The 12,297-nt window shown below is 38.3% G+C and carries 13 protein-coding genes; 4 read left to right on the top strand and 9 right to left on the bottom strand.

The annotated features are described in order from the left end of the window. Positions 1–9: 9 nt before the first annotated feature. Positions 10–729 carry an LIC_12936 family protein gene (locus tag EHR01_RS12785; RefSeq protein ID WP_135695154.1) on the bottom strand — a complete coding sequence of 240 codons (720 nt, stop codon included), beginning with the start codon at positions 727–729 and terminating at the stop codon, positions 10–12. A gap of 118 nt (positions 730–847) precedes the next feature. On the opposite strand from EHR01_RS12785, the gene EHR01_RS12780 reads away from it, so the two are divergent. Further along, a complete protein-coding gene (locus EHR01_RS12780; protein WP_135601399.1) occupies positions 848–1,192 on the top strand; it encodes an STAS domain-containing protein in 345 nt (114 codons plus the stop codon). 9 nt (positions 1,193–1,201) lie between these two features. Here the strand turns inward: EHR01_RS12780 and EHR01_RS12775 are convergent, their stop codons facing one another. Continuing rightward, positions 1,202–1,762 carry an LIC10729 family protein gene (locus tag EHR01_RS12775; RefSeq protein ID WP_135695153.1) on the bottom strand — a complete coding sequence of 187 codons (561 nt, stop codon included), beginning with the start codon at positions 1,760–1,762 and terminating at the stop codon, positions 1,202–1,204. 45 nt (positions 1,763–1,807) lie between these two features. Between EHR01_RS12775 and EHR01_RS12770 the strand changes: the two genes are divergently transcribed. Beyond that, positions 1,808–2,740 (top strand): bifunctional riboflavin kinase/FAD synthetase, encoded by a 933-nt coding sequence (locus EHR01_RS12770; protein ID WP_135695152.1) that lies wholly within the window; start codon positions 1,808–1,810, stop codon positions 2,738–2,740. On the opposite strand, the gene EHR01_RS12765 is transcribed toward EHR01_RS12770, so the two are convergent. The 6 genes from EHR01_RS12765 to EHR01_RS12740 form a co-directional block, all read right to left on the bottom strand. After that, positions 2,726–3,490: a hypothetical protein gene (locus tag EHR01_RS12765; RefSeq protein WP_135695151.1), complete on the bottom strand. Its 765-nt coding sequence runs from the start codon at positions 3,488–3,490 to the stop codon at positions 2,726–2,728. The two genes, EHR01_RS12770 and EHR01_RS12765, sit on opposite strands and share 15 nt — an antisense overlap. Positions 3,491–3,498: 8 nt before the next feature. Beyond that, complete coding sequence (rodA, locus tag EHR01_RS12760; protein WP_135695150.1) at positions 3,499–5,013, bottom strand: rod shape-determining protein RodA; 1,515 nt, start codon at positions 5,011–5,013, stop codon at positions 3,499–3,501. Next, positions 5,013–6,950, bottom strand: coding sequence for a penicillin-binding protein 2 (gene mrdA, locus EHR01_RS12755; RefSeq protein WP_135695149.1), 1,938 nt, complete (start codon positions 6,948–6,950; stop codon positions 5,013–5,015). Before mrdA ends, rodA begins: the two co-directional genes overlap by 1 nt. After that, positions 6,947–7,462 (bottom strand): rod shape-determining protein MreD, encoded by a 516-nt coding sequence (gene mreD, locus EHR01_RS12750; RefSeq protein ID WP_135695148.1) that lies wholly within the window; start codon positions 7,460–7,462, stop codon positions 6,947–6,949. The genes mrdA and mreD overlap by 4 nt, the downstream gene beginning before the upstream one ends. Continuing rightward, entirely contained in the window at positions 7,459–8,640 is a 1,182-nt protein-coding gene (mreC, locus tag EHR01_RS12745) for a rod shape-determining protein MreC (RefSeq protein ID WP_135695147.1), read from the bottom strand. The genes mreD and mreC overlap by 4 nt, the downstream gene beginning before the upstream one ends. Positions 8,641–8,706: 66 nt before the next feature. Beyond that, entirely contained in the window at positions 8,707–9,333 is a 627-nt protein-coding gene (locus tag EHR01_RS12740; protein WP_135695146.1) for a hypothetical protein, read from the bottom strand. 105 nt (positions 9,334–9,438) lie between these two features. Between EHR01_RS12740 and EHR01_RS12735 the strand changes: the two genes are divergently transcribed. Continuing rightward, complete coding sequence (locus EHR01_RS12735; RefSeq protein WP_135695145.1) at positions 9,439–10,152, top strand: YqjF family protein; 714 nt, start codon at positions 9,439–9,441, stop codon at positions 10,150–10,152. Between the two features lie 40 nt (positions 10,153–10,192). Beyond that, on the top strand, positions 10,193–10,885 hold the full coding sequence (locus EHR01_RS12730) for a hypothetical protein (protein WP_135695144.1): 693 nt from the start codon (positions 10,193–10,195) through the stop codon (positions 10,883–10,885). Between the two features lie 186 nt (positions 10,886–11,071). Here EHR01_RS12730 and EHR01_RS12725 read toward each other — a convergent pair whose 3' ends face one another. After that, positions 11,072–12,247: an MFS transporter gene (locus tag EHR01_RS12725; protein ID WP_135695143.1), complete on the bottom strand. Its 1,176-nt coding sequence runs from the start codon at positions 12,245–12,247 to the stop codon at positions 11,072–11,074. Positions 12,248–12,297: the final 50 nt, after the last annotated feature.

Genomic DNA, 12,297 nt, shown 5'->3' with positions numbered 1-12,297 from the left:
CTCATTGGACTATGGTTCTTGGAAATCACCGCTGACAGAAATTTCCATAACGGATTCAGAAACCATTCTGGTTTCCAAACCACCTTTTGCTTGGATGTATCTGTCAATGGTTCTTGCTACTTCGCGGAGTCTATCGCGATAGGCTGTTGCCAAACGCAATCTTTCCCAAGGGCTTTGGATTTTTTCTAACTCAAAACTTAATGTATTGTCATCTGCATTAGTAACAGTACGAACTGAAAGTGTTAGTCCTTTCACTCCACCGCTTGCATTATTTTTTAATTCACGATAAGTTGTGACTGGGTCTTTGCCTTTTTCAGTGAGTGATTTTCTTGACCAAAAGGACAATTCATCTAGAGAGAATCCACCGCCTTCGGCTCCACCACCACCTTTCAGTTTCATAACAAAGCGACTATGCATAACATAACGAGGTTCAAATGGAAGGTGGATTTCCCTTGCGTTTGTGACTTGGCCATATCTGCTGTCCTTGATTTTCTTTTCGAAACTCAGGAACTTTACCTTTTCATTGATCACGGCATGATAATCATCCACTTCTTTACCAATTCGTTCAATCTTCTGTTGTTGCTTTGCATTATAAGGAATGAGAGCAATACTACCATCCGGATTTAACTTTTGGGAATCTGCTTGGCTAGCAGGTTCATTTTTTTCATCCGCAGCAAAAAGGCCAACGGTGAGTAGGAAGGATAAAATTAGGACAAACGAGATACGCATACGAACTCCCAGATAGTAGACTCTATATATATTTTCGACTTTTGAAATGAAATCATTAATTTGTTAAAAATAAGGTTGATAAAAAACGCAAAAACCCGAGCCTTGCGGTAGGTCTCCCATGGAAATAAATCTAAAAAAAAATGCCGACGCCTACGTGATCAGCATTTCTGGAAGTTTGGACATTTACACTTCCCTGGATTTTAAAAACTTCCTGGAAACCAATGTTCCGACTCAGCCCACTGAAAATCTGCACGTAATCATCAATTTAGAGAAACTCAATTACATTGACTCTTCTGGAATTGGAATGCTCATCAAACAGCTGAATTATGTCCAAGAACTCAAAGGAAAGTTCTCCATTGCCAATATGAAACCGGCCATTGAGAAGGTTTTTAAAGTCGCTGGCCTTACCAGTTACTTCCAAACCATTGGTGAAGACGAATACCGCGAAAAATATGCCGTTTAGGCATTTGCTTTAGTCTTTCGCATCCAACCGATTTTCCAAAACAAACGCATCCCAAACTCCCCAAAACCGTCCTAAGGAATTGTGACTGGGCACAAGGTCGACATAAATCTTTCCGTCTGGGTATTCGGAAGGTTCGAGGGGAATTTCAACAGGGTTCACAAAACTTTGGTTTTTGTCCGCATAGATGGAAAGTTTGGGCCTTCCATTCACAAGAATGTTTAATTTTTTCGGTTTGAATTTGGAACCTTTTAACGGTCTGTAACGAGTTATGTCCAAATAAAGATAAACCGTAGATTTGGATTGGATCGTTTTTTCTAAAAGGAATTGGAGGCCAGTTTCTGGCACCATCCGGCAGATATAATCCTGGAGTCCTAAGTAGGGTGCATCTGGTTCCAATTCATAGGATTGGTAAATCGCCCATGTTTTGAGTTCGGGGTAGGTAGAAATGTCTTCTGGGAGTAAACCCTCTTCCAAACCAAATTCTTGTTTGGGAATTTGGAAGTCTTTTGCGAACAACGAAACCAAGGTTGATAAAAAGATTGCCGTAAGGAGAAGGATTCGTAGTTTCAATGGAAGCACCTAGTACAAGTATCGGATTACGAGACAAGTCCCCCCTTGAAAATTATTCGCTCTTTAGAATCGATCCAAAACGAGTTTCAAAACGGCTCTTCCTTGACACTCGGCAACTTTGATGGAATCCATGTGGGCCACCAGACTTTACTTTTGCGAACTGTGGAGAAGGCTAAGGATTTAGGCCTACCTTCTGTGGTGGTTACTTACTTTCCCAATCCATCTGTGGTTCTTGGGAAAAAACCAAATTTCAAATATCTCTCTTCCGAATCAGAAAAAGAAGAACTCATTCGCGGGTTTGGAATCGACTATTTGGTTGTTTTAGATTTTACTTTGGAACTTTCAAAAATGTCTGCAGAAGTTTTTTTGGAAAAGATCATGATCCAAACTTTGAATGCAAAACATATCGTAATTGGTTATAATCATTTTTTTGGAGCAGAACGCCGTGGTGATTTTACACTTCTCGATTCAAATAAAACTAAATACGGTTATGCGGTCGAATTAAAGGAAGCGGTTCTAAAAAAGGAAAGTAAAATTTCATCTTCACTGATCCGTGGTTTTTTGGAAAAAGGAGAAATGGAAGAGGCAAAAATTCTTCTCGGAAGAAATTATCATATAACAGGCGTCGTGTTTGAAGGTGCCAAACGAGGAAGGACAATTGGATTTCCCACAGCCAATATCAAAGTTCCAGAAGATAAGTTGTTACCTGCCATCGGCGTTTATGCTTGTTTTGCAAAATTTGATGGCCATGACCACAAAGGTATGGTTAACATCGGACACAATCCCACCTTCGATGGGTTAGGTCTTCATGTGGAAGTGAATGTTTTCGATTTTGATGGCAATTTGTACGGAAAAGAAATAGAATTAGAAATTGTTCATAAAATTAGAGATGAAAAAAAATTTAGTGGTTTGGAAGAATTAAAAAACCAACTAACAAAAGATAAAGAAGAGAGTATCCGTATCTTAGATTTTAACTAAGTGGTATAATTTTCCTTTTCGTTTGATTTTTCCTAAAATTTGTCCGTTGGTAGAATCTTTTTCCAACAATCCTTCCAAAGAAGTTTTTGAGACCGCCCAATCTTCTTTTAGTTCGTCAAAATAAAACCCATGTTCCTTTTTTGATGAGTCCTTTATCAGAAGTACATTCTTTTGTTTTTTTTCACCTTCTTCCATTAAAACAAATCCAGGCCCAGGAAACAGAGGAATTAATTTTTCTCTAATACGTAACTGTTTTTTGAAAGCGGGAATATCACGGAGGATTCGATATGTTTTTTTAGGAATTAAAAAATTCACACCTTCTAACACATAACAAATAAAAACTAATTTCCCACTGAGTTTCTGTTGTGAAGATGGATTCTGTTTTTTTTCAGTAAGGTTAACTGCAATGCGATTGATTCGATTTTTTAAAGCCGAATCCAAAAATTCAATTTTATCTTCTGATTTGATTTTTTCTAAGATATGGAAAAGTGAATCAAATTCCTTTTGTTTGTATTCATTTTTGATTTTGAACTTATGAATTTCAGTGTTTAGGCGTTTGCTTCTTTGTAAAAAGTATGGAGATTCGTTGGATTCTGAAAGTTGGATCAGTTGTTCCGAAAGTTCAATCATGGAAGTAATGTGAGTTTTTGAATCTCTCTCCAGTTCTTCCAGACGAATCAATTCATTTTCTAATTTGATTTTGGTCTGAAAGAACTCTTCTGCCCCCAATACTTTTTTGGTTGGTTTCATGGTGGATCTTAGTTTGCAAACTTACGTTTTTTTATGGATAAAATAATTCCAACGGCCGTCATTGCCATCACCAAATGCGACCCACCATAACTCATAAACGTGAGTGGAACACCTGTTACGGGGAGAAGTCCAATTACAATTCCCACGTTAATGGCAATATGAAAAAAGATCATGGCTACAATCCCGGCGGCAAGAAGGGATCCGAACCTGTCTTTACTTTCAAAACTAATTTGGAGTCCTCTGAGTGGGATGGACATAAGGAAAAATAGAAGAAGAACACTTCCAAAAAATCCAGTTTGTTCTGCCCAAGAAGCAAAGATAAAATCTGTTCCCGATTCGGGAACATGGGGAACGCGCCCTTCGGTCATCTCTCCATGAAATAACCCTTTTCCAAAAACCTTTCCTGAGCCAACAGCGGGTTTGGAAGCTCGAAGTTGGTAACCTGCACCCTGTTTGAACTGGTCAGGATTGAGAAAGGCAGTGAGACGGATGACCTGGTTTTCTCGGAAAGGAATGGATTTGTGAACGGCAATAGCAGAAAGGATGGAGAGTCCTAAAATTCCAATGGTGATGTAGTAGTTTCTTAAGTGTTTGGAACCACGAGCAATCCGGATAAAAATCATCACAAGACTAATGAGAGCCAGTGTCCCACCCAGGCCAAACATAAACGCTTCGTTTGATAAAATCTTATATCCGACACTCGCATATTCATCTTTGACAATTTCTGCGGCTTCCCGGATCATCTGCAAATTTTTTGGGTTCTCAATTCCAGGCAAAGTGAGTCCAGATACTTTTTTCCCATCTAAAATTAACCAAATTTTACCTTGGAGTTGGTTTACGATGGAGACAAGTTCCACTTTGTTATCTTTACGAAGTAAATCAATGAGTGGTTGGATGAGTGTTAGTTGTGAGTACGCAAGGTACATGGGAACCATCAGTGAAATTCCACCAAATGTAAGTAAGGATCCAACGTGTAAAATGTCGGCCCCACCTAAGTATAACATTGTAAACAACATTGGTAAAAATGAAACTGCTGTTCCAAAGTCTGGCTGCAGAATGATAAAAAGCATCGGCACCAAACAAATGATAAATGGAATGATAAGCACCGTGATTTTGTGCATTTCTTTTTCTTTTAATACCAAATACTGGCCAAGAAGGATTACGGTTGCTAGTTTTGAAAACTCGGAGGCTTGGAGAGTGATGGGTCCTAGTTTTAACCAAGAACGTGCACCACGACCAGAAGGAAGGTATCCAATTCCAGGAATTAAAGTAAGCACAAGTAAAACAATTGAGAAGATATAGATAAAGAGTGCATAAGAACCAATCAACTGGTAATTGATCCTTGACATAAACCACATGGAGATGAGTCCCACAAACACGAAGGTAAACTGTTTGTACCAGCGCCCAAGTCCATCCGCAGTGTTTGCTTCTTGTGTGTATAGGGTAAGAACTCCTGCCATTGCCACAAGGACAACAGAGAAGATAAGAAAAAAATCTAGTTTTTCTGTATTACGATCTGCCATTAAAATGCCTCTTGTTCTACCGGTGCTTCTTCTTCCATTGATTTGGCACGGGACCTATCTGTTCTTGGGAAAGAACCTGGTGGGAAAGCCGCTTTGAATACTTCACGAGCTGCTGGAGCCGCAGAGGCCGCACCACCCACACCATATTCTACGAAGGCAGCAACTAATATTTGTTTTTCGGGTGGCGCATTCACTGGAGCATATCCAATGAACCAAGCATGGTTAGATGAGGAAGCTCCTCTTCTTCTTGTTTGTGCCGTTCCCGTTTTTCCTGCAATTTCTGGAAGTGTTGGTGAGTTGAGAACACCAGATGCAGTACCTGAATAACCAACCAAATACAATCCTTCTTTCAGTGCTTCGACAGTGGATTTTTTTAGAGGGATGTCTCTGAGTATGGTTGGTTCCGTTTTTTGGATCAAAGAATTATCGAGAGGGCTCCTAATCTCTGAAACAACATAAGGTTTATAGATTTTTCCGTTGTTAACAACAGCCATATAAAAAAGTGCCATCTCAATCGGAGTTACAGAAATAAAACCCTGCCCAATGGAAAGGTTGACCGTATCACCATCGAACCACTTGTTTCCATAAGTTCTTTTTTTCCAATCAGAACTTGGAATGAATCCTGTTGCTTCCCCTGGAAGGTCAATACCTGTTTTTTTGTCTAGACCAAATAACCGTGAATAGGCGAGAATCGGTTCCGCTCCTAATTTGTAACCTAACTGATAAAAGTATACTGAGTTAGATTTTTCTAATGCTTGTGCTAAATTGAGTTCGCCGTGATTTTTTTTATCCCAGTTGTAAAACACTTGGTCAGGAACACCTTTGAAGGTTGACTTGAGAGTGAAACTTGCAGGGCAGGAAAATGTTTGTTTTGGATCATAATTGATTTTATGTTCGCTTTCCATAGCCGCAAGACCCACTAACGTTTTGAAAGTTGAAGCTGGTGGGAACCTAGATTGAATGGCTAAATTTAAAAAACCACCATTGTTCGTCACGCGAGTGAAATGGTTGGAACGATCCAATTTATTTTTTCCGGAAAGGATATTGGGATCATAAGATGGATTGGATGCCATTGCTAACACTTCACCTGTGGTTGCTTTGATGGCAAGAACCGTTCCACGAACACCTTTTAACGCACGATAGGCGGCAATTTGCATATCACGGTCAATGGTTAAAATTAAATTATTACCAGGGACAGAATGTTCAATGACACGTTCTTCTTCAATATTTCCTTCCGTGTTTCTTTTTTGGATTCTAAATCCATCTTGGCCACGTAAGGTTGTATCGTATAGGGATTCGATCCCACCTTTTCCAATGAGTTGGTAGGTTTTGATTTCTTTTTCTTGTAAATCGCTGGTTGTTGGTTTCCCCACATAACCTGTCACATGGGAAAGGGCAGGACCCATATGATACACACGTGCAGGTGAAGAAACCAAATACACATATTTGTTTATGTTATCGAGGACAAGGATTCGTTCTTGTTGTTCCCGTGAAATTCCCTCTAAAAGTACAAAAGGTTCGCGTGAACGAATTTTTTTGATCATCCGCGAGTCTTGGAGTTCTTTTTCGTAATAAACAATGGGGATGGAAAGCGCTTCGCAGAATTTGTAAATAAAATCTTTTACTTTTCTTGGATCGTTTTTGAGTAAACTTGTATTAAGGATTACATCTAGAGAGGCAGAATTGGAAACCAATGGTTGGCTTGTTTCTGGCGTGAGAAAGTTTCTATCAAAAATATTTCCACGGTCAGCGGGAATGGACTCACTTCTTCGGACAAAACGTTCGGCCTTTAATGAGTTTTCGCTTCCTTGGACAATTTGTAGATTAAACAATTGAAGGATGTAAGCGGTGAGTGTGAACACAACCATCCCCGTAAAAAAATACAGCCGTTTGCGGAAACTTGTTTCTAAACGAAATTCAGATGCCGATTGGCTCATTGCCTAACCTCGTCTGCATCCAATCGGAAAGCCCAAGAAAATAAAAAGAATAGTGCTGGTCCAATGAATGCATTGTACAATGAAACATACAAAAAGGAATAACTTTGGTTCGAGTGAAAGAACATCAAAAACAAAAGATATGTAATGAGTCTTGAAACTAAAGTAAATCCTAGAATATAAATCGTAATTGAAATATAGTTCTCTGTATAGGAACTTCTCATTACTTTTCCAACAATGTAACCAATGATGGCATAAGAAAAAGAATGGAGTCCAATTTTGTAATAAACAATATTGTCTCCGCCGATTTCACCACCTAGCGATGTATCGGTGAGAAGCCCTCCAAAAAATCCTAACCATAGTCCATAAAGTGGTCCTTTCCTTAATGCAAAAAAGACAACGAAGATGACCATAAAGTCTGGTCGAATGGCATTTCCTAATTCAAACACATTCGATCCGTTGAGGAAGTGGGAGAGTAATAATCCTATGATGATAAATAGTTTATCTAAAATCATGGTGCCACCTCCTTAGGGCCTTCTTGTGTGGAAGGAGTGGATGGGGTAGTAGGAGTAGAATCAGGTACAGTTGCATTCACAGATGGTTTTGTGTATTGGGGAGTTCCGAAAGTAGAAGGAAAGTTACCTTGTCTTTTTTCTGGTTCTTTTCCTTTTTTATTATAATCTTTTTCTTTTGGAAAATCGATTTCACCGAAATAAGGACCGTCAATTTGAATTGTTTTTTCCGCCGGCCACTCTTCTCTCCATTTTTCAGGTTGTTTTTTCAAAACAATCACATGTAAAAGTTTATCAAACTCAACAAACGGACGTAAGATGGCAGTTTTAAAGGATCCATTCCTTGGTCCTTCTTCGATGATGGTTCCTACTGGAATTCCTGGTGGGAAAACTCCTGATCCGCCGGAACTAAACACAGCCTTACCAATTTTACTAAATCCTTCCGTAAACATTGTACCTGCTGAAGTAGGTGGAGGGTTAGGACCCATAGGGAAATTGCCGATGGCTTTTGGATCGATCACAATTCCGGAATCAATATAGTCTAACAAAACATCTGTTCCGCGACCACTGTTTCCGTTAAGTGATGCCCAAAGGTTGGTTCCTGGAATGGCAACTCCCATAGAAAAATTGGAATTGATGATGGGTTGGATGACCGCAGATCCTTTGGAAACGGCTATGATTTTACCAACGAGGGCTTCTGTGAATTTCCCTTTTTCGTCGAGGGAACGAGCCACAACAGGCATATACGGTTTGATTCCTTCTTCCGATCCTTTGTTGATGATGATGGTTCTATAAATAGCATTCAAACGAACACTCAGTACTTCTGCTCTTACGGAAGGGTAATCTAAATGAAGAGGAAAGTTTAACTCTTGTCTGAGAATGGCATTTTCTGCCTTCAATCTTTCTACATCTTTGGAAAGTTGGCGGTATTCTTCCATGACGTTCAAACAAGAATCGCGCTCTTCTCTGACCCGCTCAAAAGACTCGAGTTTGTTATAACTACTTTTGATCAAAGATCCAAAGGAATCAAAGGACCCAGAAAAAAAGTCGCCTACACCCTGAAAGCTGGCAATCCCTCTTACCATGAAGTTGCCGTTCCAAATTAGGGAAGTAAAGGAAAACAGGAATACGAAGAGTAGGGAAAACAATTCGTCATTTTGGTTGATGCGATTCCACTTCATGGACTTATGTCACATTAATTTTATTCGAAAGAATCTTTCAAGCGCGAATCGAATTTGGTCAATTTTTCAATGCGAGTGGGTCGGAAGGAAATAAAGTGAGGCCGGTTGCTCCCACCGGGCCTCTCCCTGAATGGTTTGGAGTCCTTTGGGGTTTCGAAAAACAGTGACCTTCACGTTTGCCACCTTGGGAAGGTTTGCTCCTTGGACTCCCAATTTCAGTCGGACTTCTCCGAGGCCTGGATCAACCACTTGTGCGAAATAAGTCCTTTGCCCAGATTGTACGATGGCAAATTCAGGAAGGCCAAAAATTGGTCTTGGGTCGTTTGCCGTTCCTAGGAATTTTGCGACCAAAGAAAGGAAACTGGGAAAATCATTTGTTTCCAAAGAAGATATATATTGAAGCAAATGTTGGCGGAGGTATTCTTTTGCGTGGTTGTGTGCCAGTAAAACACGATGGCGGCGATCTAGTTGGGAGTAGAAGGATTGGAGGAGGTTTCTTTCCTCCCTGTTGCAACCTGCTCGAAATGCCAACCGATCGAGTCGTTTGCTGTGCATACGGATCAGTTCCATTCTATGTGTAAGGTAAGCACTGGCCCGAAAGCTTAGATAAAAGAAAAGAACAAGAAGGACCAGTTGCAACAAGGCAAATTGTGGATCACCCTTCCAAATCCAAACAGGTCTTTCGGGAAACATTGGAGGTTAGACGGGAGGAGAGTGCATTTTTGTGCTTTCTCTTATTGCCAAATAAAGATGAACAAATTATATCATGTAGCTCAATCGAACTTTGCGGATAAACCAATGAAAGAAGAAATCAAAGATATCATATCATACAAAAAACACAGGCCTTGGGAAATGCCAAATAGGAATTGGTTTTGGTATCAGGAATGGAATGATGTTCTATTTTTACATTACCAAATTCAAGAGAAAGATTTGAGGAAATTGGTTCCCGATTTTTTAGAATTGGATTCTTTTGAAGGATCTTACTTCGTTTCCGTTGTGGCTTTTACAATGAATCAAATTCATATTAGAAATTCGTTTCCTATTCGGTATTTTTCCAATTTTCATGAAGTGAATTTACGAACATATGTAAAACATAAAAACAAACCAGGTGTCTATTTTTTAAGTATTGAAGCAGAAAAATTAATTCCGACAGTTTTGGCAAAACTTTTATCAGGTTTGCCTTATGAACATTCTAAAATAGAAAGGTCACCTAACTTTTGCTATTTGAATGGGAAACGAAGCCAAATAAAAATTGATTTTACCATTGGAAAGAAAAATGAAAATTTGAAAGGGATCTATTTATGGTTAACGGAAAGATATTGTTTGTACAAAGATAATTCTGAAAATCCAAATCCATTAGAGGTTCATCATAAACCTTGGGAATTATATCATTGCGATTTAAAAAATTTAGAAATAAAGTATCAGAAGTTTAATGACTACCTAGACTTCAATCATCCTTCTTTATACCATTATTCTCCCGGTGTAAAAGTAATTGCATGGAACCAAAACTAGAATCGTTGTTTCTTCGCAATATATAAAACATAGGATTGTCATGATTTCCAAATTCGACCATTTCCTTCTTTATTCTTCCGAACCAGAAAAAACATTTCAGTTTTTAAAAAACCGATTTCAGTTAACCACGCTAATACCTTTAACAAATTATGGACCCTTCCAGAGTGGGATGTTTGCCTTCCAAAATGGAATTCTGGAAATCCTTTGGTATGAAAACAAAACAGAGAAAGAGGAAACGAATTTTCTAATCAATCAATTTGTAGGATTTGCATTACAATCCGAATTAGATTTAACTACTACCAAACGTGAATTAGAAAATTTAGAATTTACTGTTTCTCATGTTATGGAGCAAAAAGTTGTTAATGCAAAGAATGAAGAGGTAGTCATCTCGGAAATTGTAATGTTGGATCGTTTTTTGGGAGATTTCCAAACTTTCTTTATTGAATATAAAAGTGATGATTTACGAAAAAAATTCGAAGAACAATCTAAAACTTCACTTTGGGAAATGGAATCGTTTATTTTAGAGACGGCAAATCCAGAGGAAATACGAAATGGTTTTTTACATTTAGGTTTTAAACAAGAGGATGTTTCTTTTGTTTTTGAATCGAACGGGATCAAAGTCAAAATTCAAAAAACATTATCGCAAAATTGTATTTCTTCTTTTGTGATTCAATCCAAAGGAGAGAAGGTCGATATTTTACAGGTGTTAAAGGAGGTTAATGGATATAGATGAAATAATCTTAGTTTTAAGTCCTTTGCATTGGTTTAGACTATCTTTCTTCTATGTCTGTACAAATCCCCGCGCCAGCGATTGTAGCGGAAATCCTTTCCGGAGAGAAAAGATATTTGTAACAAATCAAATCGGAAAGATTGGAGCGGAAAGCGCGGTCAAGCCATAGCGGGATATTTAAACGACAAATCAAAGTGAGGCGCCCTCTTTTTTCCTGCCTAATAAAGCGAAGAGGCCGAAGATGGGGCCTATGGCAAGTATTAAGTAAAGATATTGAAAATTGATTTTTTCTGTGAAAAAACTGATCAGTTGGATGCTTACAATCGTGATTGAAAATCCAATACAATTTACTATTGTCAATGCAGATCCTCTTGAATCTTCCGGAGCATTCCCAGCCACAAGTGTTGAGAACATTGGTGAATCTGCGATGACTACGAGCCCCCAAAAAAATAAAAATATGATTAATAAAACAACTGATTCAGATGACAAAAAAAATGGAGAAGTCAAACAACATAAACAAGATAAAAAGAGTGATATAGTAGCAATCTTTCTTGCACCAAATCGCGTGGAAAACAATCCACTGAAAACACAAGCTATGGCTCCAGATCCTATGATCAAAAACGAAAGTAATGGTACATTCAAATTTAAATTCGGATAATTTCTGTTATATGAAATCAGAATCATTGGGATAGAAGTCCATAAAGCATATAGTTCCCACATATGTCCGAAATAACCAAAGGAAGCTGCACGAAAATTTTTATTCCTGAATGCATTTGTAAATGCAGCAAATTTTAATTTTTGACCAAATTTGCGATAAGGTCCATCGGGAACAAAAAACAAAATACTCAATCCACCGCATAACGACAAAGTTGTGGTTACATACAAAACATACCTCCATGGGAATCCGATTGTAAAAATTTTTAATAAATGAGGAAAGGCAGTTCCAAATACTAATGCACCAACCAAGAAACCTAAAGATTTTCCGAGACCAACTTGGAAGTAGTCAGATGCTATTTTCATACCAACGGGGTAGATTCCAGCAAGAAAGAAACCAGTTAAAAGTCGGAATGAAAGAATTTCTATAGGTTGGATTGATTTTAATGTCATTCCGAGATTAAAAAGTCCAGCCAAAAGTGAACAAATGAAAAACACTAATGATGGAGAAAGACGATCGGAAATATTAAATATTGCGAATACTAATGTACCGATAATGAATCCAAGCTGTATTGAACTTGTTAGGTTAGCCAAAAAGTGATGTTCGAGGTGTAAATCATTGGCTAAGTCCGAAATAATTGAGTTTCCTGCAAACCAAAGTGACGTACATAAAAATTGCGATACAATTATTATCGGTAAGGTAAATCTCATGAATTGGTTTTATGATTTTATATGCTTACAAATGTGTGAAATTTAGACAA

Origin of the sequence: Leptospira mtsangambouensis (assembly GCF_004770475.1) — a bacterium.
In the GTDB taxonomy this organism is placed as follows: Bacteria; Spirochaetota; Leptospiria; order Leptospirales; family Leptospiraceae; genus Leptospira_A; species Leptospira_A mtsangambouensis.
The sequence above is the reverse complement of the archived record's forward strand: the minus strand, read 5'-3'. Positions and strand labels throughout refer to the sequence as shown.

Excerpts from the sequence above, each read along its gene's own strand:
- EHR01_RS12785 (WP_135695154.1), bottom strand. The coding sequence starts at position 729 with ATGCGTATCTCGTTTGTCCTAATTTTATCCTTCCTACTCACCGTTGGC.
- EHR01_RS12780 (WP_135601399.1), top strand. The coding sequence starts at position 848 with ATGGAAATAAATCTAAAAAAAAATGCCGACGCCTACGTGATCAGCATT.
- EHR01_RS12765 (WP_135695151.1), bottom strand. The coding sequence starts at position 3,490 with ATGAAACCAACCAAAAAAGTATTGGGGGCAGAAGAGTTCTTTCAGACC.
- rodA (WP_135695150.1), bottom strand. The coding sequence starts at position 5,013 with ATGGCAGATCGTAATACAGAAAAACTAGATTTTTTTCTTATCTTCTCT.
- mrdA (WP_135695149.1), bottom strand. The coding sequence starts at position 6,950 with ATGAGCCAATCGGCATCTGAATTTCGTTTAGAAACAAGTTTCCGCAAA.
- mreD (WP_135695148.1), bottom strand. The coding sequence starts at position 7,462 with ATGATTTTAGATAAACTATTTATCATCATAGGATTATTACTCTCCCAC.
- mreC (WP_135695147.1), bottom strand. The coding sequence starts at position 8,640 with ATGAAGTGGAATCGCATCAACCAAAATGACGAATTGTTTTCCCTACTC.
- EHR01_RS12740 (WP_135695146.1), bottom strand. The coding sequence starts at position 9,333 with ATGTTTCCCGAAAGACCTGTTTGGATTTGGAAGGGTGATCCACAATTT.
- EHR01_RS12735 (WP_135695145.1), top strand. The coding sequence starts at position 9,439 with ATGAAAGAAGAAATCAAAGATATCATATCATACAAAAAACACAGGCCT.
- EHR01_RS12730 (WP_135695144.1), top strand. The coding sequence starts at position 10,193 with ATGATTTCCAAATTCGACCATTTCCTTCTTTATTCTTCCGAACCAGAA.
- EHR01_RS12725 (WP_135695143.1), bottom strand. The coding sequence starts at position 12,247 with ATGAGATTTACCTTACCGATAATAATTGTATCGCAATTTTTATGTACG.